The organism is Streptomyces sp. NBC_00009 (genome assembly GCF_045040855.1).
GTDB classification, from domain to species: domain Bacteria; phylum Actinomycetota; class Actinomycetes; order Streptomycetales; family Streptomycetaceae; genus Streptomyces; species Streptomyces aureus.
The window spans coordinates 4,271,909-4,293,952 of the sequence record NZ_CP108312.1; the positions used below are offsets into that span (position 1 = coordinate 4,271,909).

At 70.6% G+C, this 22,044-nt stretch carries 21 protein-coding genes; 18 read left to right on the forward strand and 3 right to left on the reverse strand.

Annotated features, from left to right (window positions below):
• Positions 1-77: 77 nt before the first annotated feature.
• From OHA58_RS19380 to OHA58_RS19400, 5 genes are read left to right on the forward strand one after another with little or no spacing between them, the layout of a single operon-like run.
• Positions 78-614: a flavin reductase family protein gene (locus tag OHA58_RS19380; RefSeq protein WP_375997196.1), complete on the forward strand. Its 537-nt coding sequence runs from the start codon at positions 78-80 to the stop codon at positions 612-614.
• Positions 611-2,083, forward strand: coding sequence for a 4-hydroxyphenylacetate 3-hydroxylase family protein (locus OHA58_RS19385; RefSeq protein WP_405480207.1), 1,473 nt, complete (start codon positions 611-613; stop codon positions 2,081-2,083). Before OHA58_RS19380 ends, OHA58_RS19385 begins: the two co-directional genes overlap by 4 nt.
• A complete protein-coding gene (locus tag OHA58_RS19390) occupies positions 2,080-2,502 on the forward strand; it encodes a RidA family protein (RefSeq protein ID WP_389548577.1) in 423 nt (140 codons plus the stop codon). Before OHA58_RS19385 ends, OHA58_RS19390 begins: the two co-directional genes overlap by 4 nt.
• Positions 2,499-3,176 carry a DUF1028 domain-containing protein gene (locus OHA58_RS19395; RefSeq protein ID WP_405480209.1) on the forward strand — a complete coding sequence of 226 codons (678 nt, stop codon included), beginning with the start codon at positions 2,499-2,501 and terminating at the stop codon, positions 3,174-3,176. Before OHA58_RS19390 ends, OHA58_RS19395 begins: the two co-directional genes overlap by 4 nt.
• Positions 3,173-4,330: a M20 family metallopeptidase gene (locus tag OHA58_RS19400; protein WP_405480210.1), complete on the forward strand. Its 1,158-nt coding sequence runs from the start codon at positions 3,173-3,175 to the stop codon at positions 4,328-4,330. The genes OHA58_RS19395 and OHA58_RS19400 overlap by 4 nt, the downstream gene beginning before the upstream one ends.
• Here OHA58_RS19400 and OHA58_RS19405 read toward each other — a convergent pair.
• Positions 4,308-4,922, reverse strand: coding sequence for a TetR/AcrR family transcriptional regulator (locus OHA58_RS19405; RefSeq protein WP_405480212.1), 615 nt, complete (start codon positions 4,920-4,922; stop codon positions 4,308-4,310). The two genes, OHA58_RS19400 and OHA58_RS19405, sit on opposite strands and share 23 nt — an antisense overlap.
• A gap of 136 nt (positions 4,923-5,058) precedes the next feature.
• Here OHA58_RS19405 and OHA58_RS19410 point away from each other — a divergent pair, with 136 nt between their 5' ends.
• From OHA58_RS19410 to OHA58_RS19430, 5 genes are all read left to right on the forward strand, one after another.
• Positions 5,059-6,456 carry a purine-cytosine permease family protein gene (locus OHA58_RS19410; RefSeq protein WP_405480213.1) on the forward strand — a complete coding sequence of 466 codons (1,398 nt, stop codon included), beginning with the start codon at positions 5,059-5,061 and terminating at the stop codon, positions 6,454-6,456.
• Positions 6,453-7,916: an aldehyde dehydrogenase gene (locus OHA58_RS19415; RefSeq protein WP_405480214.1), complete on the forward strand. Its 1,464-nt coding sequence runs from the start codon at positions 6,453-6,455 to the stop codon at positions 7,914-7,916. Before OHA58_RS19410 ends, OHA58_RS19415 begins: the two co-directional genes overlap by 4 nt.
• Positions 7,913-9,250 (forward strand): ArgE/DapE family deacylase, encoded by a 1,338-nt coding sequence (locus OHA58_RS19420; protein ID WP_405480216.1) that lies wholly within the window; start codon positions 7,913-7,915, stop codon positions 9,248-9,250. The genes OHA58_RS19415 and OHA58_RS19420 overlap by 4 nt, the downstream gene beginning before the upstream one ends.
• Positions 9,251-9,263: 13 nt before the next feature.
• Complete coding sequence (locus OHA58_RS19425) at positions 9,264-10,616, forward strand: aspartate aminotransferase family protein (protein WP_405480217.1); 1,353 nt, start codon at positions 9,264-9,266, stop codon at positions 10,614-10,616.
• A 264-nt stretch (positions 10,617-10,880) separates the two neighbouring features.
• The gene (locus OHA58_RS19430) at positions 10,881-12,410 is read left to right on the forward strand and encodes an APC family permease (RefSeq protein WP_405480218.1); all 1,530 of its coding nucleotides are present in this window, start codon (positions 10,881-10,883) and stop codon (positions 12,408-12,410) included.
• Between the two features lie 300 nt (positions 12,411-12,710).
• On the opposite strand, the gene phoU is transcribed toward OHA58_RS19430, so the two are convergent.
• Positions 12,711-13,394: a phosphate signaling complex protein PhoU gene (phoU, locus tag OHA58_RS19435; protein ID WP_266562819.1), complete on the reverse strand. Its 684-nt coding sequence runs from the start codon at positions 13,392-13,394 to the stop codon at positions 12,711-12,713.
• A gap of 202 nt (positions 13,395-13,596) precedes the next feature.
• Here phoU and OHA58_RS19440 point away from each other — a divergent pair, with 202 nt between their 5' ends.
• Both OHA58_RS19440 and OHA58_RS19445 read left to right on the forward strand, forming a co-directional pair.
• The gene (locus OHA58_RS19440; protein WP_405480219.1) at positions 13,597-14,874 is read left to right on the forward strand and encodes a sensor histidine kinase; all 1,278 of its coding nucleotides are present in this window, start codon (positions 13,597-13,599) and stop codon (positions 14,872-14,874) included.
• Positions 14,871-15,551, forward strand: a complete 681-nt coding sequence (locus OHA58_RS19445) for a response regulator transcription factor (RefSeq protein ID WP_111665435.1) — start codon at positions 14,871-14,873, stop codon at positions 15,549-15,551. Before OHA58_RS19440 ends, OHA58_RS19445 begins: the two co-directional genes overlap by 4 nt.
• Positions 15,552-15,644: 93 nt before the next feature.
• Here the strand turns inward: OHA58_RS19445 and OHA58_RS19450 are convergent, their stop codons facing one another.
• Positions 15,645-16,289 carry a DUF461 domain-containing protein gene (locus OHA58_RS19450; protein WP_405480221.1) on the reverse strand — a complete coding sequence of 215 codons (645 nt, stop codon included), beginning with the start codon at positions 16,287-16,289 and terminating at the stop codon, positions 15,645-15,647.
• A gap of 677 nt (positions 16,290-16,966) precedes the next feature.
• Between OHA58_RS19450 and OHA58_RS19455 the strand changes: the two genes are divergently transcribed.
• From OHA58_RS19455 to rlmB, 6 genes are all read left to right on the forward strand, one after another.
• Positions 16,967-17,449, forward strand: coding sequence for a CarD family transcriptional regulator (locus tag OHA58_RS19455; RefSeq protein ID WP_003953493.1), 483 nt, complete (start codon positions 16,967-16,969; stop codon positions 17,447-17,449).
• Between the two features lie 293 nt (positions 17,450-17,742).
• Entirely contained in the window at positions 17,743-18,486 is a 744-nt protein-coding gene (ispD, locus tag OHA58_RS19460; RefSeq protein ID WP_100595665.1) for a 2-C-methyl-D-erythritol 4-phosphate cytidylyltransferase, read from the forward strand.
• On the forward strand, positions 18,476-18,970 hold the full coding sequence (ispF, locus tag OHA58_RS19465; protein WP_405480223.1) for a 2-C-methyl-D-erythritol 2,4-cyclodiphosphate synthase: 495 nt from the start codon (positions 18,476-18,478) through the stop codon (positions 18,968-18,970). Before ispD ends, ispF begins: the two co-directional genes overlap by 11 nt.
• A gap of 74 nt (positions 18,971-19,044) precedes the next feature.
• Positions 19,045-19,449, forward strand: coding sequence for a PPOX class F420-dependent oxidoreductase (locus OHA58_RS19470; RefSeq protein ID WP_405480224.1), 405 nt, complete (start codon positions 19,045-19,047; stop codon positions 19,447-19,449).
• Between the two features lie 112 nt (positions 19,450-19,561).
• Entirely contained in the window at positions 19,562-20,962 is a 1,401-nt protein-coding gene (gene cysS / locus OHA58_RS19475; RefSeq protein ID WP_405480226.1) for a cysteine--tRNA ligase, read from the forward strand.
• A gap of 85 nt (positions 20,963-21,047) precedes the next feature.
• Positions 21,048-21,992 carry a 23S rRNA (guanosine(2251)-2'-O)-methyltransferase RlmB gene (gene rlmB / locus OHA58_RS19480; RefSeq protein WP_405480227.1) on the forward strand — a complete coding sequence of 315 codons (945 nt, stop codon included), beginning with the start codon at positions 21,048-21,050 and terminating at the stop codon, positions 21,990-21,992.
• Positions 21,993-22,044: the final 52 nt, after the last annotated feature.

Here is a 22,044-nt window from a genome sequence, read left to right on the forward strand (position 1 = left end):
AGATCTGTTGTACGGATGCAGGCTCCCCCTCGCATAGTGGTCGCACCACAGCCCACTCGCTCCGAGGGAGGCCGCTCATGACCATTGCTCCGGACCAACTCCTCACATCCCGCCAGGACTTCGTGGCCGCGATGGGGAACGCCGCGACGGGCGTGACCGTTGTCTCCACAGAAGGACCGGCCGGTCGCTTCGCCCAGACCGTCTCCGCCATGTGCTCCGTCTCCGCCGACCCGCCCTCGCTGCTGGTCTGTGTGAACGAGCGGAGCCCCCTCGCCGCGGCCGCCGTGCGCAACGGCGTCATCGCCGTGAGCGTCCTCGCCGCCGGCCAGGCCCACGTCTCGGACGTGTTCGCGGGCCGCCCCGCCCACGGAAGCGGCCCGTACGACTTCGACTGCGCCGAGTGGGACGTCCTCGCCACCGGCGCGCCCGTCCTGCGCGGCGCGGCCGCCGCCTTCGACTGCCGCCTCGCCGACTCTGTCACGCAGGGCACGCACCAGGTCCTGTTCGGCGCCGTCGTCGCCTCCACGGCGTCCGGCGCCCACCCCCTCGTCCACCACGCCCGTACGTACGCCACCCCGAGCCCCCTCAACTCCCTTAAGGAGCACGGCGCATGATCCGCACCGGAGACCAGTACCGCGAGTCGATCCGCGACGGCCGCGACGTATGGATGAACGGCGAGAAGGTCACCGACGTGACCACGCACCCCGCGTTCAAGCCGCTGGTCGACATACGCGCCCGGATCTACGACATGGCGCACGACCCGGCGACCCGGGACTCGATGACGTACAAGGACGAGTCGACCGGCGAGGTCAACGCGATCCAGCAGAAGCCGCCGCGCACCCGCGAGGACTGGGACGCGAAGCGGGCGGCGACGGACGCCGTGCTCAGCGACGTCGGCGGTGTCGTCACCCGCGTCGGGGACGAGACGATCGGCGAGGTCTGGTCGCTCATCGACGGCCAGGACGTCCTCAACGCGATCAACCCGACGTACGCGGAGAACGTCAAGCGGCACATCGACCACGCGCTGTTCGCCGACCCGTTCCACGTCTCGGCGAACACCGACCCGAAGGGCGACCGCTCCAAGCGCCCCCAGGACCAGGACCCGGACATGCTCCTGCACGTCGTGCGGGAGACGGACAGCGGCATCGTCGTGCGCGGCGCCAAGTACGAGACGGCCGCCGCGTACTCGAACCAGGCGTTCACGAAGCCGACGATCGCGAACTGGGGCGACTCCGAACTCTCCGACTACGCCCTCGGTTTCATCGCCGACATGGGCTCGCCGGGCCTGAAGTACATCTGCCGTACGGGCTTCGCCGGCACCAAGCCGCCCGCCGACTACCCGGTCTCCAGCCGCTTCGACGAGGTCGACACCCTGGTCGTCTTCGACGACGTCGAGATCCCCTGGGAGAACGTCCTCTTCTACCGGGACACCAAGGCCGCGACCTTCATCCGCGCCACGCTCCACCGCTACAGCGCGTTCGCGTTCACGCAGCGCAACCTGCGGCTCGCGGACCTGATGATCGGCGCCGCGCTGTGGAACGTGAAGCAGACGGGCCTGGAGAAGCAGCAGGCAGTCCAGGAGAAGCTCGCGACGCTGGCCTGCTACCGCGAGGGCATCAACGCGCACCTGACCGCGTCCATCGCCATGGCCGAGCCCAGCCCCGGCGGGCTCCTCATGCCGAACCAGTCGCTGCTGTACACCGGCCGCGTCCTGGCCTGCTCGCAGCTGCACGAGATGATGCACATCGCGCGCGAGCTGTGCGGCGGGCAGATCTGCATCACGCCCGACAAGGCGTCCTTCGACCACCCGGACACCAAGCCGTGGCTCGACAAGTTCTACTCGATCAACGAGCACTGGGTCGCCGAGGACCGCCGCAAGCTCCTCGCGTACGCCCGTGACCTGCTCAACTCGGACTACGCGGGCCACCGGCTGACCTTCCAGCTCTTCGCGCAGTCCCCGCCGTTCGCGCACCTCGGCGCGGTGTACCGCAACTTCGACTGGGAGGGCCCGCTCGACCTGGTGAAGGACGCGGCCGGCCTCAGCGACAACGTCCTCGGCACGCTCGGGAGGAAGGCCAAGTGACGACGCACCGGCGCATCCGCCCCTTCAACACGGCGGACACCTACCCCGAGCAGGACCTGTCCAACGACCTCGCGCAGGCGGTCGTCGCCGACGGCACGGTGTATCTGCGCGGCCAGATCGGCCAGGATCTCGACACCCGCGAGAACGTCGGCGTCGGGGACGTCGCCGCCCAGGCCGAGAAGGCCATGGCGAACATCGCGATGCTCCTGGAGGAGTCCGGCAGCCGCCTCGACGACATCGTCAAGATCACCGTCTATCTGACGGACATCCGCTTCCGTGAGCCCGTCTACCGCGTCATGGGCCGCTGGCTGAAGGGTGTCCACTACGTCTCCACGGGCCTGGTCGTGTCGGCGCTGGCCCGCCCGGAGTGGCTCGTCGAGATCGACGCGACGGCCGTCATCCCGAAGGAGCGCCGATGACGTTCTCGATCGCCGCGCGGTGTCCGCGCACGGGCCGGTTCGGGGTGGCCGTCACCTCGTCCTCGCCGGCCGTCGCCGCGCGCTGCGCGCACGTACGGCCCGGAGTGGGCGCGGTCTGCTCGCAGAACGTCACCGACCCGCGCCTGGGCACCCGCCTGCTCGACCTCCTGGAATCCGGGGTGCCCGCGAAGACGGCCGTACGCGAGGTGGCCGCCCAACCCCACGCCGAATGGCGGCAGTTGACGGCCGTCGGCACCTCGGGACCCGGCGCGGTCTTCTCGGGCGCGCGGACCCTCGGCACGTACGCGGAGGCGGTCGGCCCCGACGCTGTGGCCGCGGGGAACCTGCTGTCGGGCCCCGGGGTCCCCCAGGCGGTACTCGACGCGTTCACGGGCGCGGACCCTCGGGCTCCGCTCGCCCGCCGCCTCGTCGACGCGCTGGCCGCGGGCGCGGCGGCGGGCGGCGAGGCGGGCCCCGTCCACTCGGCCGGGCTCCTCGTCGTCGACGCACAGCAGTGGCCGGTGACGGACCTGCGCGTGGACTGGACCGAGGGCGACCCGATTGCGGAGCTCGCGGACCTGTGGAAACTGTGGGAGCCACAGCAGGAGGCGTACGTGCAACGGGCCCTCGCCCCGGACGCGGCGCCGAACTACGGCGTGCCGGGGGACGAGTGAGGCCCGTGCGCGAGGCGGTCGCGAAGGCGGCGCCCGAACTCCTCGCCCTGAGCCATCGCATCCACGCGAACCCCGAGGTGGCGTGGGAGGAGGAGAAGGCTGCGCGCTGGACCGCGTACGCCCTAAGCGGCCTCGGCTACGACGTCGTGACCGGCACCGCGGGCCTGCCCACCGCCTTCACCGCCACCGTCGGCAGTGGCCCGCTCCACCTCGCGATCTGCGCCGAGTACGACGCGCTGCCCGGCCTCGGCCACGCCTGCGGGCACAACGTCATCGCGGCGGCCGCGGTGGGCGCCGCGGCCGGACTGGCGCCGGTGGCCGACGAGCTGGGCCTCAAGGTCACCGTCTTCGGCACCCCGGCCGAGGAGGGCGGCGGCGGCAAGATCCTCATGCTGGAGCGCGGTGCCTTCGACGGGGTGCACGCGGCGATGATGGTGCACCCCGGTCCCGCGGACGTCGCCGAGGCCGACCCGTACGCGGTCGCGCACCTCAAGGTCCGCTACCACGGCAAGGCGGCGCACGCGGCGGCCTACCCGGAGCAGGGCCGCAACGCGGCGGACGCCTTCACGGTCGCCCAGGTCGCCATCGGACTCCTGCGCCAGCAGCTCCCGTCCACCACGCGCGTGCACGGCATGGTGACGCGCGGCGGGGAGGCCCCGAACGCGATCCCGGAGCTGACCGAGGGTCGCTGGTACGTGCGCGCGGGCAGCCTTGAGGAACTGTCCGCGCTCCAGCCGCGCGTCGAGAAATGCTTCGAGGCCGGCGCGCTCGCCTCGGCCTGCGACCTCGAGATAGAGCCGGAGTCCCGCCCGTACTCGGAGTTCCGCAACGACGCCGCGATGCTGGCCGCCTACCGGCAGGCGGCCGAATCCCTCGGCCGCACCTTCGACAGCTCCGGATCCCCGGCGGCCCGGATGAACCGCGCCTCCACAGACATGGGCAACGTGTCCCGTGCCCTACCCGCCATCCACCCCTACCTGGGCATCAACTCGCTGCCCGCGGTCAACCACCAGAAAGAGTTCGCGGCGGCGTGCGTCACCCCGGACGCGGACCGGGCGGTCCTCGACGGCGCGCTGGGCATGGCGCTCACCGCGGTGGCCCTCGCGGGCGACGACCGGGAGCGGGCCCGGCTCACAGCTCCGGGCAGCCGGTGACCGTCCGCGCGTAGCCGAGGAGCAGGCGCCGGGCGACGTCCGGCGTCAGCTCGGCGTTGCGGCTGACGATGTGCAGCCCGTAGCCGTCCTCCAGCGCGACGAGGTTGCGCGCGAGGTCGGCGACGGGCTCGGTGAGCGTGAACTCCCCGACGGCCGCGCCGACTTCGAGCACGGTCGCGTACAGGGCGACCTCGCGCGCGAAGAGCGACGCCATCAAGGTCGCGTGCCCGGAGCTGCGGTCGGCGCGCCGGTGCAGCTCGAAGAGCAGTCCGTGCACGGCGTCGCCCGAGCCGCCCGGCAGCCCGCTCCCCACGAGGGCCCGCAGTCGTGCCGCGGCCCCGGTCGCCCCGTCCACGGCCCCCTGCCGCGCGGTCAGATAGCGCTCCACGGCGCCCCGGTGCACTTCGAGGACCAGCTCGCCCATCTCCGGGTAGTAGTACAGAACCGACCCCGCAGACATCCCCGCCTCGGCGGCGATGTCCTTGATGCGCAGCCCCTCCAGGCCCCGCTCGGCGATGGCGCGTCCCGCCGCGTCGACGAGGGCCTCGCGGCGCGCCGTCTGGTTCTTCGGTCTCCCAGGCTTGTTCCCCATGGGTTAATTCTCTGTTACTCGGTTCAAATAAATCAAGTTCCTTGCGTCCAGGGCATTGACGACCCGGCACCCCATTGTTTGAATCCGACCTCAAAGAAGTCGACGGACAGGTCGGCGGTCGCCCGAAGGAGGTCCGATGGACGGTGCACGTACCGCACCCGGCGAGAGAATCGAGCGGCGGACCATCGACGTCGTCCCGCGCGACGAGCGCCACGGCCGCACCCGGGACCTCTTCACGATCTGGTTCAGTGCGAACCTGGGCCCGCTGACGGTGGTCACGGGCGCCCTCGCCCCCACGGCCTTCGGCCTCTCGTTCGTCTGGAGCCTCGCGGCCCTCCTCGTGGGCCACCTCGGTGGCGGCTTCCTGATGGCGCTGCACTCGGCGCAGGGCCCGCAGCTGGGCGTACCGCAGATGATCCAGAGCCGCGGCCAGTTCGGCAGCGTAGGAGCACTGGCGGTCGTCCTCGTAGTCATCGTGATGTACCAGGGCTTCTTCGCGTCGAACCTGGTGGTCGGCGCCCAGTCGCTCGCCGAGGTCACCCCGGTCGACGAGCGCACTGGCGTCCTGCTGTGCGCGCTGGTCAGCCTGGTCGTGGCCGTCATCGGCTACCGGCTCATGCACCGCATCGGCTCGGTCACCACCTGGGCGTTCGGCGCGGTCCAACTGGTGGGCGCCGTCTACCTGTTCTTCGGCGGCCTGCCCGACGGCTTCCTCTCCAAGGGCAGCTTCAGCCTCGCCGGCTTCCTGGGCATGGTCTCCGTGGGCGCCCTCTGGCAGATCGCGTACGCGCCCTACGTGTCGGACTACTCGCGCTACATGCCGGCCGACCGCGCCGGCGTCCGCTCGACGCTGTGGTGCACCTACGCCGGATGCGTCCTCGGCAGCCTGATCCCGATGGCGGTCGGCTCGGCGATCGGCATCGCGAGCGGCGGCAGCGACCCGATCGGCGCCCTCGACAGCCTCCTCGGCACGACGCTCGGCCAGCTCACCCTGTGGAGCTTCGCCCTCGTCACGATGCTGACGAACTCCATGAACCTTTACGGGGCGGTGCTGTGCGCAGTGACGGCGATCCAGACATTCGCCCACCGCTGGCTCCCGAAAGCACCAGGCCGCACAGCCCTCGCGACAGCACTCACGGCCCTCTCGGTGGTCCTGGCCCTGGCGTTGGCCGACTCGTTCATGACGAGCTACCTCAACCTGATCTACGTACTCCAGTACGTCCTGATCCCCTGGACGGCGATCAACCTCGTCGACTTCTACCTGGTCAAGCACGGCGCGTACGACGTGGAGTCGTTCTTCGCCCGCGACGGCGGCATCTACGGCCGCTGGAACGCCACCGCGCTCACGGTCTACGCGATCGGCATCCTCGCCGAGATCCCGTTCATGGCGCAGTCCCTCTACACCGGCCCGCTGGCGCACGCGCTGGGCGACACGGACCTCGGCTGGATCGCCGGCCTCGTGGTCACCGTCCCCGCCTACCTCGTCGCCGTACGCCTCAAGGCCATACCCGCACCTGAAGGAGCAGCCGCATGAACACCTACGCAGACTGGCAGCGCCGAGCGGCCGAACTGACCCCGCGCACAAGGGCGTTCATCAACGGCGCATGGGCCGAGGCACAGTCGCAGGCCACCTTCCCCACCACCAACCCCGCCACGGGCAGGGCAACCGCACACGTCACCCTCGGCGGGGCACCGGAGATCGACGCGGCGGTCCTGGCCGCGCGCACGTCCTTCGAGGACGGCCGCTGGTCCCGCACGGACCCGGCGACCCGCAAGCGCACCCTCCTCCGCCTCGCCGACCTGATCACCGCCAACGCCGAGGAGCTGGCCCTCCTCGACACCCTCGACATGGGCAAGCCGATCGCCGAGTCGTACGGCACGGACGTGCCCGGCGCGGCCGGAGTCTTCGCCTGGTACGCCGAGGCCGCCGACAAGCTCTACGACGAGATCGCGCCCACGCCCCCCGGCAACCTGGCCACGGTCCGCCGCACCCCGCTCGGCGTCGTCGGCGCCGTCGTCCCCTGGAACTTCCCCCTCGACCTGGCCGGCTGGAAGCTGGCGCCGGCCCTGGCGGCGGGCAACAGCGTCGTGCTCAAGCCCGCGGAACAGTCCCCGCTCTCCGCACTGCGCCTGGCCGAACTCGCGGCCGAGGCGGGCCTGCCCGACGGCGTCCTGAACGTGGTCCCCGGCCTCGGCGACACGGCGGGCCGCGCCCTGGGCCTGCACCCGGACGTCGACACCCTCGTCTTCACCGGCTCGACGGCGGTGGCGAAGCTGTTCCTGTCCTACGCGGCCGAGTCGAACATGAAGCAGGTCTGGCCCGAGGCGGGCGGCAAGAGCCCGAACGTGGTCTTCGCGGACGCGGACCTGGAGGCGGCGGCGGAGCGCACGGCCTGGGGATTCTCGTACAACGCGGGCCAGGTCTGCTCGGCCAACACCCGCCTTCTGGTGGAGAGTTCGGTCGCCGACGACTTCACGGCCCGGGTGGCGGAGCACGCGGCGCGCTTCGTGCCGGGCGACCCGCTGGACCCCGCCACGAACCTCGGCCCGCTGGTGGACGAGGCCCAGGCCACCCGCGTCCTGAGCGCGATCGAGGCGTCGGACGGCAAGGTGATCCTGGGCGGTACCCGCGACGGCGCGTACGTGACGCCCACGATCGTCACCGGCCTGCGGCCCGACGCGCCCCTGGCCCGCGAGGAACTCTTCGGCCCGGTCCTCACGGTCCACCCCTTCACCACGGAGGAGGAGGCGACCGCGACCGCGAACGACTCCCCGTACGGCCTGGCGGCCTCGGTGTGGACGCGGGACCTGGCGCGCGCCCACCGGGTCGCGGACGCGCTGCACGCCGGCACGGTCTCGGTGAACACGGTCGACGCCCTGAGCCCGCTCACCCCCTTCGGCGGCTTCAAGCAGTCCGGCCACGGCCGGGACCTCTCGCTCCACTCCCTCGACAAGTACACGGGCCTGAAGACGACTTGGATCACGTACGCATGACCCACGTACGCACGGAAACCGAAGCGCTCCTCGCGGCCATCGAGAGCCGCACGGACGACCTGGTCGCCCTCACCTCGGACCTGGTGGCGTTCGACACGACGGTCCGCGGCGACGCGTCGGAACCCGCCCGCGACGAGGCCGACCTCCAGGAGTACCTGGCGGCCCGCCTGCGCGCGGCGGGCGCGACGGCGGACGTCTTCACCCCGAAGCCGGCCGACCTGCCGCCATCACCCCAGACGCCACCGGGCCTCGGCTTCGACGGCCGCCCCCAGCTGATCGCGCGCTTCCCGGGCACGGGAAACGGCAGAAGCCTGCTCTTCAACGGCCACATAGACGTCGTGTCCGCAGAGCCCAAAAACGAATGGTCATCGAACCCCTTTCAGGCCACCCTCCGCGACGGCCGCCTCTACGGCCGCGGCACCTGCGACATGAAGGGCGGCATAGCGGCAGCGGTGATAGCCGCCGAGACCCTCGCCGCGCTGGGTATCCGCCTCCCCGGCGACCTCCTGATCAACACGGCGACGGACGAGGAGTGGAACGGCGCGGGCACGCTCGCGTCCGTGGGCTACGGCGTACGGGCGGACGCCGCGATCGTGCCGGAGCCCACCGACCTGGACGTGGTCACGGCCCAGCGCGGCATCCTCGGCGGCACGGTCACGGTGGCCGGCCGCCCGGGCCACGCCGAGTATCCGCCGGGGGACTGGCGCAAGGGCGGCGCGGTGAACGCGATCGAGAAGACGCTCCCGGTCCTGACAGCACTGCAGAACCTCCGGGCCACCTGGTCGGCGGACCCGGCCCACAACCACCCCCTCCTCCCACCCCCCTCCATCGTCCCGACGACGATCAAGGGCGGCGAGTGGTGGGTGACGTACCCGGCGTCCTGCGAGGTGTCCCTGGACGTGACCTACCTACCGGTCCAAGCAGACGCCGGCGGCTGGGCGAGCGGGGTCCGCGCGGAGATCGAGACGGCCGTGGCGAAGGCGGTCGCGGCCGACCCCTGGCTGACCGCGTACCCCCCGGCCTTCGCCTGGGACACCGAACTCCCGCCGGCGGAGGTCGACGGCGCGCACCCGCTGGTCGCCTCGCTCCTGGCCACGGCGACGAGCCTCGGCCGCAGCCCGCGCATCCTCGGCGAACCGTCCTGGACGGACGCGGCCACGCTCACCCGCCTGGCGGACACCCCGGCGGTCTGCCTCGGCCCGACGGCCACGCGCCCGGACGGCTCCCCGACCCTCCACACCATCGACGAATACATCGAGGTCAGCGACTTGGTAGCCACGGCGAAAACCCTGGCCCTGACCGCACTCGCGATGACAGCACCCGCAGCATCCTGAAGGGACGACCACCATGACCCTCACCCCCGCACAGCAGCTCGCCGTCACGGACCGGGCGCACATCATCCACCCCTACCTCCCCGGCACCGCCGAGGAACGCGTGGTGATGACGGAGGGCAAGGGCTGCCGCCTCACCGACGCGGAAGGCCGCAGCTACCTCGACGCGACCGGCGGGCTCTGGCTCGCCCAGGTCGGCCACGGCCGCAAGGAGATCGCGGACGTCGCGCACGCACAGATGCAGCAGCTCGAATACTTCACGAGCTTCTGGGAGTTCTCGAACGACAAGGCGATCGAACTGGCCGCCCGCCTCGCCACCCTGGCCCCCGACAACCTGAACCACGTCTACTTCACGTCGGGCGGCTCCGAGGGCAACGAGGCGGCCATCAAGATGGCCCGCTACTACCACCACCGCCGGGGCGAGGGCTCGCGCACCTGGATCCTGGCCCGCGACAAGGCGTACCACGGCATCGGCTACGGCGGCGGCTCGGCGACGGGCTTCCCGGTCTACCACGAGGGCTTCGCCCCGATGATGCCGCACGTCAGCCACCTGACGCCCCCGTGGCCGTACCGCACAGAGCTCTACAACAACCAGGACCCCACCGACTTCCTGATCGCCGAACTGGAGGGCCGCATCGCGGAGATCGGCGCCTCCAACATCGCGGCGATGATCGGCGAGCCCATCATGGGCGTGGGCGGCATGCTGGTCCCGCCGGCGGACTACTGGCCGCGCGTACGCGAGGTCCTCGACCGCCACGGCATCCTGCTCATCTTCGACGAGGTGGTGACGGCGTACGGCCGCGTGGGCGAATGGTTCGCGGCCCAGCACTTCGACGTGAAGCCGGACATCATCACGACGGCCAAGGGCATCACGTCGGGCTACACACCGCTCGGCGCACTCCTGGTCTCCGACGAGGTGACCGAGGCGCTGCTCCAGGACCACGGCTTCCCGATGGGCTACACGTACAACGGCCACCCCGTGGCAGCAGCAGTAGCGCTGGCCAACCTGGACATCATCGAACGGGAAAACCTCCTGCCCCGAGCGATCACGATGGGCGAGCACCTCCACGACCAACTGGTGACCGAACTGGGCGACTTGCCGATCGTCGGCGAGATCCGCTCCGTAGGAATGATGCTCGCGGTCGAACTGGTGGCGGACCGCGAAACCCGCACCCCCCTCCCCCTGAACCCGGCCCGCATGCCGCACGACGTGATCCGCAAGGAGACGGGCGTGATCGTCCGCGACTCGGCCCACAGCCTGGTCCTGTCCCCGCCGCTGATCATGACGGAGCAGGAGGCGAAGGAGGCGGCGACGGCGATGCGCTCGGTCCTGGAGCGCACGACACCGACGGGCGAGATCACGAAGTAGCCCACCGGCCGGCAGCCGCGCCCCGACGGGAGGGGACGTGGCCGGATGTGCGCGCGGAGCCACGTGGGGGAGCGCTCGGGCTTCATGTGCTCGCGCCAGAACCCATAGAACAGCGAGCACGTACATCCCGCCGCGGCACCGCACCACTAATCACGGAGCGCACGGCGCACGCCGCACGGAGCCGCACCCACACACCCCCGCCCACGCCCCCGCACAGGCACCCGCACCGTCCCACCCCTCCGCAGCCCCCGAGGACAGACCGACGTGCCCAACACACCGACCACAGACAAGAACGCACACCCACACGCGCCCAACCCGGCGCCCCCCTCCACCCCCAACCTCCACAGAAGCCTCCGCCGCTTCGACATCACGGCGATGGCGGTGGCCGCGGTGATCTCCTTCGACACGGTGGGCCAGATCGCGACGGGCGGCGGAGAGGCGGTGACGTGGACGGCGGTCATAGCCGTCGCGTTCCTGATCCCGTACGCGCTGCTCTTCGCGGAGACGGGCGCGGCCTTCCCCCAGGAGGGCGGCCCCTACGTCTGGGTGAAACTGGCCTTCGGCCGCCTGACGGCGGCGATCACGACGCTCTTCTACTGGGTGACGAACCCGATCTGGCTGGGCGGCTCCCTGGTGTTCATCGCCGCGGAGACGTGGGACGGCTTCGTGTTCCACCTGGGCCAGGGCACGTTCGCCGACTACACGTTCAAGACCGTGTTCATCTGGACGGCGATCCTCACGGCAGTGGTCTCGCTGCGCAAAGGCAAATGGATCACCACGGCGGGCGCGGCGGCCAAGGTCCTCGCGCTCACCGTGTTCACGGCGACGGCAGTGGCGTACGGACTGGAGCACGGCTTCCAGGGCCTGACAGGAACGGCGGACAACACCACCGCCACCTTCACCCCCACGACAGCCGGCTTCCTGGCCCTCGTCCCGATACTCCTCTTCGCGTACGTGGGCTTCGAGGCCCCGAACGCGGCGGGCGAGGAGATGCACAACCCGCAACGCGACGTCCCCACAGCCCTCGGACGCTCCGCGGCGATCGCGGCGGCCTGCTACCTGCTCCCCGTCCTGGCGATCCTCTCCGTGGTCCCGCCCGGCAAGGTGACCGGCATCGGCGGCTTCATGGAGGGCGCCCAGACCATCTTCACGATCTACGGAGGCGCAAGCGGCGCACTCCTGAAGGCGACCGCGCTCCTCTTCGTCTTCGCGCTCCTCACCCAGGGCAGCGCCTGGATGATCGTCAGCGACCGGATGCAGGCGATGGCGGCGGCGGACGGCGGCTTCTTCAGCCGCAAGCTGGGCGCGTTCCACCCCACGCTGGGCACACCGGTGCGCACGAACCTGCTGTCGGGGGCGATCGCGACGGTGTTCATGGTGGCCGCGATGCGGCTCGCGGACGGCGACGCGGCGGCGGTGTTCTCGGTCGTCCTGACCGTCGCGGTGACGACGCTGCTGCTCTCGTACCTGACGGTGATCCCGGCCCTGGCGGTCCTGCGCCTGCGCCACAGGGACGTACCGCGCCCGTACCAAGTCCCGTTCGGGACAAAGGGGTTCATGATCTGCGCGGCGCTGGTCTACGCGTGGATCCTGATCGGCTCCTGGGCGGCCCTGTTCCCGGGCACGCTGGAGGCGCTGCTCGGCATCACATACGACTTCCACGACACGTGGGGGGTGTCGCGGACGGCGTTCGAGGCATTCACGCTGGGCACGGTGGTCGCCCTGCTGCTCATCGGCACCATCGGTCACACAGTGGCCGCAAAGGCGAACACCCGCGCGCGTGTGCGCCGTTGACGCGCCCGCCGGGCTGGGCATGAACTGGGGGACAGGCAGTTCGCCCCGAGGAGGGAACACCATGGCCGAGTCCCCCACCCCCGAAGCCGTCGCAGAGCAGCCCACGGAAGTCGCGCAGCCGCACCGGCTGGTCCTGCTAGGCGCCTGCGGCTGCGGCTCGGGCTGCGGCTGCGGCTGCCAGTCGGGCGCACCGTGCCAGTGCGGCGGCTGCTCGGGCTGACATGACGGAACATGACGGGGGCCCCGCACCACACAGGTGCGGGGCCCCCGTCCGACAGGCCACCCCGAGAGGGGCCCGGCTCAGCTGCCGTCGACAGGCTGCGGCTGAGGCGCCTGGATCTCGTCGGCGTGCTCACCGGTCACGAGATACACCACACGCTTGGCCACGGAGACCGCGTGATCGGCGAAGCGCTCGTAGTAACGGCCCAGCAGCGTCACGTCCACGGCGGTCTCGATGCCGTGCTTCCACCGGTCGTCCATCAGGTGCTGGAACAGGGTCCGGTGCAGCTGGTCCATCTCGTCGTCGTCCTGCTCCAGCTGGAGCGCGAGGTCGACGTCCTTGGTGATGATGACCTCGGCGGACTTCGCCATGAGCCGCTGCGCGAGCTGCCCCATCTCCAGGACGGTCGCGTGCAGGTCGTGCGGAACGGCCTGGTCCGGGAACCGCAGCCGGGCGAGCTTGGCGACGTGCTGCGCCAGGTCCCCGCTGCGCTCCAGGTCCGCGCTCATCCGCAGCGAGGTCACGACGATCCGCAGATCCGTGGCGACGGGCTGCTGCCGCGCGAGCAGGGCGATCGCCCGCGCCTCCAGGTCATGCTGCAGATCGTCGACCTTCTGGTCCGCCGCGATGACACTCTCGGCCAGCTTCAGATCGGCGTCGAGCATGGCCGTGGTGGCGCGCCCGATCGCCGACCCGACAAGGCGGGCCATCTCGACCAGGCCCTCGCCGATCGAGTCAAGTTCCTCGTGGTACGCGTCACGCATACAACTGTCCCTCTCACTCACTGCACACTCAGACTGCACGGGGCTGCTGTGCCCCACGCTCCCACGTTCGGCCCTGTACGCGTCCGTTTCCGTCACCTCAAATGAATCACCCCCATACCCAAGGTGAACTCTGGGCGACGAGTGTTCGAGGTACCACTCGGACGGCTGTGGGCAGCGCTTACGAGGCGCATAACCTGGGGGCATGGACGTGAACGCGGCGGTCGCCGCAGCGGCAGCGATCGCCGGGGTGTGCACCGGCGTGATCGCCATGCTGGCGTTTCGCTGGAGCGAACGCGACCAGAAACGCCCCACCCGTACTTCCCTGCACACGGACCCGGTCCTTCCACCCGGCGTCGACACCGTCCTCTCCGTACTGCGTTCCTCCGCCGTCGTCCTGGACGAGGCGGACAGCGTGGTCAAGGCCAGCTCGGCGGCGTACGCCCTCGGCCTGGTCAGAGGCGGCAAGCTGGCCGTGGAGCCGATGCTCCTCATGGCCAGGGACACCCGCCGTGACGGAGAGATACGACAGGTCGAGCTCGACCTGCCCCGCCGCGGCACCGGCCGCGGAGACGCCCTCGCGGTCTCCGCACGGGTGGCCCCCCTCGGCTCCCGCCTGGTCCTGCTCCTCGTGGAGGACCTGACGGAGGCCCGCCGCATCGAGGCGGTCCGCCGCGACTTCGTGGCGAACGTCAGCCACGAGCTGAAGACCCCGGTCGGCGCGCTCAGCCTCCTCTCCGAGGCGGTCATGGACGCGTCCGACGACCCGGAGGCGGTGGAGCGCTTCGCAGGCAGGATGCAGATCGAGGCGACCCGCCTGACGAACCTGGTCCAGGAGCTCATCGACCTGTCCCGGGTGCAGAACGACGACCCGCTGGAGGACGCCGAGCCGGTCCGCGTCGACGAACTCGTCGCCGAGGCGATCGACCGCTGCCGCCACCAGGCCGGCACGAAGCAGATCACCATGGCCGCGGGAGGCACCGCGGACCTCCGGATCTGGGGCAACCGCGGCCAGCTCGCCGCGGCTCTCGGCAACCTCGTCGAGAACGCCGTCAACTACAGCCCGGCCCGAACCCGCGTGGGCATAGCCGTGCGCCGGGTCAGCGCACCCGGCGGAGACCTCATAGAAATGGCGGTCACCGACCAGGGTCTCGGAATCTCCGACAAGGACAAGGAACGCATCTTCGAGCGCTTCTACCGAGTCGACCCGGCCCGGTCCCGGGCCACCGGCGGCACCGGCCTCGGCCTCGCCATCGTCAAGCATGTGGCTGCCTCGCACGGCGGGGAAGTCACCGTATGGAGCTCCGAAGGCCAGGGCTCCACGTTCACCCTGCGGCTGCCGGAGGCAGGCGCGACCCGCGACCGCGGCCCAGGACACGTAGGCGGCGACGCATACGGACACCACGACGGCAACGACGCCGACGGGCCCGACGAGACAACCGCATACGATCCCATTCCTGCCGCCCCGGAGGTCCTTCCGTGACCCGAGTGCTCGTCGTCGAGGACGAGGAATCGTTCTCCGACGCCCTGTCGTACATGCTTCGCAAGGAAGGTTTCGAGGTCGCCATCGCGGCCACGGGCCCCGACGGACTCGACGAGTTCGAGCGCAACGGCGCCGACCTCGTCCTGCTCGACCTGATGCTGCCGGGCCTGCCCGGCACCGAGGTCTGCCGCCAGCTGCGCGGCCGGTCCAACGTCCCCGTCATCATGGTGACCGCCAAGGACAGCGAGATCGACAAGGTCGTGGGCCTCGAGATAGGAGCCGACGACTACGTCACCAAGCCCTTCTCGTCCCGCGAGCTGGTCGCCCGCATCCGCGCGGTCCTGCGCCGCAGGGGCGAGCCCGAGGAGGTCACCCCGCAGGCCCTGGAGGCCGGCCCGGTCCGCATGGACGTGGACCGCCACGTCGTCACGGTCTCCGGCTCCAAGGTCGACCTGCCCCTCAAGGAGTTCGACCTCCTCGAGATGCTCCTGCGCAACGCGGGCCGCGTCCTGACCCGCATGCAGCTGATCGACCGCGTCTGGGGCGCGGACTACGTGGGCGACACCAAGACCCTGGACGTCCACGTCAAGCGCCTGCGCGCCAAGATCGAGCCGGACCCGGGTGCCCCGCGCTACCTGGTGACGGTGCGCGGCCTGGGCTACAAGTTCGAGCCGTAGACCGCCGGGTCACGGCGGTGACCCAGCCACGGAACGCCGAAGGGCGGGATCCCCACCGGGGGTCCCGCCCTTCGCCCTTGCATACGTACGTGATCAGTGCCCGGCGGCGGGGCTGCCCGAGGTCGACTCGGACGGCGAGGCGGAGCCGGACGGGGTGGCCGACCCGGAGGGCGTCGCGGAGCCGGACGCGGACTCCGACGGCTCCGTGCTCGGCACGGCCGGGATCTCGCTCGGCCCCCACTTCTTGAAGTAGCTCTCGGCCGGCACGACGAACGACTGGATCTTGACGGCGCCCGTGGTGCTGAACGTGAAGGTCAGCGCCCGCACGTCACCGTCGAGGTCGGCGGTGCGGCTGTTGGGCAGCTGCGCGGACGCGTTGCCCTGCCCGCCGAGCACGAGGGAGCCGCCGGCCGGGATCGTCACGGTCTTCTTGCCGTCGGCGGCCGACAGCTCGGCCTTCTTGCCGACGCCGTCGAGCGCGATCGAGTCGAGGGTCTGGGCCTTGGAGCCATTGTTGAAGAGCGTCGCGGTCACGACGGCCGGACCCGTGGACTCCAGGTCGGGCTGCGTGATCACGGTGGCGTTCTGGATCCGGATGTCCCCGACGGAGGTCTCCGCGTTGTCCGGCTTGACCTCCAGCGTCTGGGCATTGTTTCCGGCGCCGCACGCGGCGAGCGAGGCGATCGAGAACGCGAGGGCGGCGGCGGCGAGGGTGCCGCGTCGAAGGCTGCTGCTCACGGCGGCGGCAACTCCTTGAACGTGGGCGGTAAGGGTCTGGACGCCCTGGACGGGTGTAAAGCCGCCCTAAGGGTCTGTCAGCGGGCTTAGGTTACCGAGCCGTTCGCGCGCCGCTGCACCCGACCCGCCCCTAGGGGGTTTCGGGTGGATCTCGGCACCGGCCGATCTCCCGCTCCGGCCGCGGCGCGCACGGCCCGCCCCGCCCGCGATCACACCCCCGCCGACCCCCCTCGGCCCCTCTCACCTCACCAAACGTGACAGGCCGCATTGGCCTCCCGTTCACCATTCACATAAGGGCCGCGGGGCCGATCCTGCGGATTTCCGGTAAGGAATGCATGGCGGTACGGAAAATTGATCACCCGCCACGGTGATCAATTCCGGATTCGGGTCGCACGCGTCTCCGAGTCACCGAACGGAGTAGCGGAAGTGCAGCACTTCGAACCACGCAAACCGGGACGTTCAACCCCCTGCGGACTCTTCCGGGTAGGTGTAACGTGCGCGTTTCGCCTCCGCCGAAGAGCCGCTCCGACCTGCGAATACCCCCTTCCGCAGGCCCTCCGCAGCACGTTCCGGTTGTGGTTGTCAAGCCCCGAGATATGCCCTGACCTGCGAAAACGCCATTCAGAAGACGCCGTTTCCGTGTTACCCTGGATAGCCACGGAAGGGGTACCTGTCACATGACGTTCAAGGTTGGCGACACCGTGGTCTATCCCCATCACGGGGCCGCGCTGATCGAGGCTATCGAAACTCGCCAGATCAAAGGCGTGGACAAGACCTACTTGGTGCTGAAGGTCGCGCAGGGTGACCTGACGGTGCGTGTGCCAGCGGACAATGCGGAGTTCGTCGGCGTACGTGATGTGGTCGGTCAGGACGGTCTCGACCGGGTCTTCGAGGTGCTTCGCGCGCCGTACGCCGAAGAGCCCACGAACTGGTCGCGCCGCTACAAGGCAAATCTCGAGAAGCTCGCCTCCGGCGATGTCATCAAGGTCGCGGAAGTCGTCCGTGACCTGTGGCGTCGGGAGCGTGAGCGGGGACTGTCCGCAGGTGAGAAGCGCATGCTCGCCAAGGCACGACAGATCCTGGTGAGCGAGCTCGCGCTCGCTGAGAACACGAACGAGGACAAGGCCGAGGCCCTGCTGGACGAGGTTCTCGCGTCCTGACGCGTGCCCTGACCGGCACGCGGCTGCGACAAGAAGTCCCGGGCGAGAGCCCAGGCGCATGAATAATGCCGCGGTGCCCGCTGACCCTGATGGTGTCGCCGGGCGCTGCGGCATGTTCGTACCCGCACTCTGTGCCTACTCGTGGCGCCTTACCCGCTTGACTCACTTGGTGTGCCGGGCCCGGGCAGCTGGCTCGACCGGATGTCACGGAAGGGGTCCGGTCGAGGCGTCGCGCCCGGCACTGGTGTTGGCCATACCCACCTCGGTCGAGCACACAAACCTGAACGGAAGCGATGTCTGACGAAACGCGGCCCTCGCGCACCGCGGCCGTGATTCCGGCCGCCGGCCGGGGCGTACGCCTCGGCCCGGGCGCCCCCAAAGCACTCCGCGCGCTCAACGGCACCCCGATGCTCATCCACGCCGTCCGGGCGATGGCCGCCTCGCGGTCCGTCTCCCTCGTCGTCGTGGTCGCCCCGCCCGACGAGGCGTCCGCCGCCGAGGTGAAGACCCTCCTCGCCGACCACGCGCTGCCCGAGCGGACCGACTTCGTCGTCGTCCCCGGCGGCGAGACCCGCCAGGAGTCCGTGAAGCTCGGACTCGACGCCCTGCCGCCCGGCATCGACGTCGTCCTCGTCCACGACGCGGCCCGCCCCCTGGTGCCCGTCGACACGGTCGACGGCGTCATCGAAGCCGTACGCGAAGGGGCCCCCGCCGTCGTCCCCGCGCTGCCCCTCGCCGACACCGTCAAGCAGGTCGAGGCCCGCACCGACGGCGGCCCCGAGCTCGTCGTCGCGACGCCCGAGCGGGCCCGGCTGCGTGCCGTGCAGACCCCGCAGGGCTTCGACCGCGCGACGCTCGTGCGCGCCCACGAGACCGTCACCGACAACGTGACGGACGACGCCAGCATGGTCGAGCAGCTCGGCGAACCGGTCGTCGTCGTGCCCGGGCACGAGGAGGCCTTCAAGGTGACCCGCCCCCTCGACCTCGTGCTCGCCGAAGCCGTACTCGCCCGCAGGAGGGCCAACGATGGGTTCTGAGCTGCCGGTCATGCCCCTCGTCGGCATCGGCACCGACATCCACGCCTTCGAAGAGGGCCGCGAGCTGTGGTGCGCCGGCCTGAAGTGGGAGGGCGAGGGCCCCGGTCTCGCCGGGCACTCCGACGCCGACGTCGTCGCGCACGCCGCGTGCAACGCACTGTTCTCCGCAGCCGGGCTCGGTGACCTCGGTGCCCACTTCGGCACCGGCCGCCCCGAGTGGTCCGGCGCGTCCGGGCTCACCCTGCTGACCGAGGCCGCCCGCATCGTGCGCGAGGCGGGCTTCACCATCGGCAACGTCGCCGTACAGGTCATCGGTCCCCGGCCGAAGATCGGGAAGCGGCGCGAGGAGGCGCAGAAGGTGTTGTCGGACGCCGCCGGCGCCCCCGTCTCCGTCTCCGGCGCCACCACCGACGGCCTGGGTTTCCCCGGCCGCGGCGACGGCCTCGCGGCGATCGCCACGGCACTGGTCGTCAGGACGGGCTGAAATACCGCTCCGGGGGCGGATGTTGGCGCAGTATCGGGTACTCGTACAGGCACCCCCTCAAGGAGTGAGGCTCCATGTCCGCCCAGCTGTCCGACGAGCTCAAGGCGTTGCTCGACACCCCCGTCTTCATCACCGTCGCCACCATCCAGCCCGACGGGAGCCCGCAGGTGTCGCCTGTCTGGGTGAAGCGGGACGGGGACGACGTGCTGTTCTCCACGACCGTCGACCGGCGCAAGGAGAAGAACCTGCGCCGCGACCCCCGGGTCACCGTCGTCGTGCAGCCCACCGACAACCCCTACGCGTACGCCGAGATCCGCGGCACCGCCGACCTCACCACCGAGGGCGGCCAGGAGCTCATCGACGAGCTGTCGCTCAAGTACACGGGCAAGAAGTACGCGGAGTTCAACCCGGGCTCCGCCGACGATGCCGAGCGCGTCGTCGTACGGATCACACCCCGCAAGGTCGTCGGCGTGATCTGACCGGCGGGCCGACATGCGAACAGAGGCCTGACACACGTCACAACGTCACGGTTGCGCCCCGTGTCCCCCAAGGGGTCGCGGGGCACTGCCTCGGGGCCACTACCCTGGGGGAGTGACTATTCGCCTGCACGACACCAGCGCCCGGAAGATCCGTGACTTCGTCCCGCTGACACCGGGCTGTGTCTCGATCTACCTCTGTGGCGCGACCGTGCAGGCCGCTCCGCACATCGGGCACATCAGGTCCGGCCTCAACTTCGACATCATGCGCCGCTGGTTCACGTACCGCGGCTACGAAGTGACGTTCGTGCGGAACGTCACCGACATCGACGACAAGATCATCAAGAAGGCCGCCGAACAGGGCAGGCCCTGGTGGTCGATCGGGTACGAGAACGAGCGCGCGTTCAACGACGGCTACACCGCCCTCGGCTGCCTGCCGCCCACCTACGAGCCGCGCGCCACCGGTCATGTCACCGAGATGGTCGAGATGATGCGCGGCCTCATCGAGCGCGGCCACGCCTACGAGGCGGACGGGAACGTCTACTTCGACGTGCGTTCCTTCCCCGGCTATCTGGAGCTGTCGAACCAGGACCTCGACGAACTGCGCCAGCCCTCCGGCGACGGCGAGACCGGCAAGCGCGACCCGCGCGACTTCGCCATGTGGAAGGCCGTCAAGCCCGGGGAGCCCAGCTGGGAGACCCCGTGGGGCCGCGGCCGGCCCGGCTGGCACCTGGAGTGCTCGGCGATGGCCCACAAGTACCTGGGCACCGCCTTCGACATCCACGGCGGCGGCATCGACCTGATCTTCCCGCACCACGAGAACGAGATCGCCCAGGCCAAGGCCTTCGGCGACGAGTTCGCCAAGTACTGGGTGCACAACTCGTGGGTCACCATGAGCGGCGAGAAGATGTCGAAGTCCCTGGGCAACTCGGTCCTCGTGTCCGAGATGGTCAAGGACTGGCGCCCGATCGTGCTGCGCTACTACCTCGGCACCCCGCACTACCGCTCGACCATCGAGTACAGCGAGGAGGCCCTGCGTGAGGCCGAGTCCGCGTTCGCGCGGATCGAGGGCTTCGTGCAGCGCGTCGTCGAGAAGGCCGGGGGCGTCGTCGCCCCCGCCGACGAGGTGCCGCCCGCCTTCGCCGAGGCCATGGACGACGACCTCGGCGTGCCGCAGGCGCTCGCGATCATCCACACCACCGTCCGCCAGGGCAACAGCGCCCTCGCCGCCGACGACAAGGAAGCCGCCGTCGCCCGCCTCGCCGAGGTACGCGCGATGCTCGGCGTCCTCGGCCTGGACCCGCTCGACCCGCACTGGGCCGACGAGACCGACCGCGGCGACGACCTGCACGGCGCCGTCGACACCCTCGTACGGCTCGTCCTGGAGCAGCGCGAGTCCGCTCGCGCCCGCAAGGACTGGGCCACCGCCGACGCCATCCGCGACCAGCTCGGCCAGTCCGGGCTCGTCATCGAGGACAGCCCGACCGGGCCGCGCTGGACGCTCGGCCCGCGCTGACGACCTGCGCGAATGTGCCGCTCGGGCCTCCGGGCGGCACACTTCATATACGTACGCACATACGCATCACACAGACAGGTAGATCATGGCCGCGAACAACCGCCGCATGTCCGGCAAGAAGGGCGCGCAGGTCGGCAGTGGCGGCCAGCGACGCCGGGGACTCGAAGGCAAGGGTCCGACGCCGCCCGCCGAGATGCGCAAGAAGCACAAGAAGAACCGCATCGCGAACGCCAAGGCCAAGCAGGCCGCCCGCCGCCCCGCGACGCTGAAGAGCCGCGGCGGCAAGGGCACGTCCGAGATGGTCGTCGGGCGTAACTCCGTCGTCGAGGCGCTGCGCGAGGGCGTGCCCGCGTCGATGCTCTACGTCCAGCAGTTCATCGACAACGACGAGCGGGTGCGCGAGGCGCTCCAGCTCGCCGGTGAGCGCGGCGGCATCCACCTCATGGAAGCCCCCCGCCCCGAGCTCGACCGCATGACGAACGGCCTGAACCACCAGGGCCTCGTCCTCCAGGTCCCGCCGTACGAGTACGCGCACGCGGAGGACCTCGCCGCCGCCGCGTACGACCAGGGCGAGGACCCGCTCATCGTCGCGCTCGACGGTGTCACCGACCCGCGCAACCTCGGCGCCGTCGTCCGCTCCGTCTCCGCCTTCGGCGGCCACGGCGTGGTCGTGCCCGAGCGGCGCGCGGCCGGCATGACCGCCGGTGCCTGGAAGACGTCCGCGGGCGCCGCAGCCCGTACGCCCGTCGCCCGCGCCACGAACCTGACGCGCGCTCTCGAGGGCTACAAGAAGGCGGGCATCGCCATCGTCGGTCTCGCGGCCGACGGCGAGCACACCGTCGGTGACCTCGAAGCCCTCGGCGGGCCCGTCGTCATCGTCGTCGGCAGCGAGGGCAAGGGCCTGTCCCGCCTCGTCGGCGAGACCTGTGACTACCGCGTGCGGATCCCGATGCCGGGCGGCACCGAATCCCTCAACGCCGGTGTCGCGGCGGGCGTCGTCCTGTACGAGGCCGCGCGCCGCCGGTCCTGAGCCGGGTGTCCGGGCCGCGATCTTGACGCGGTCCGGACATTTGCACGCGCTC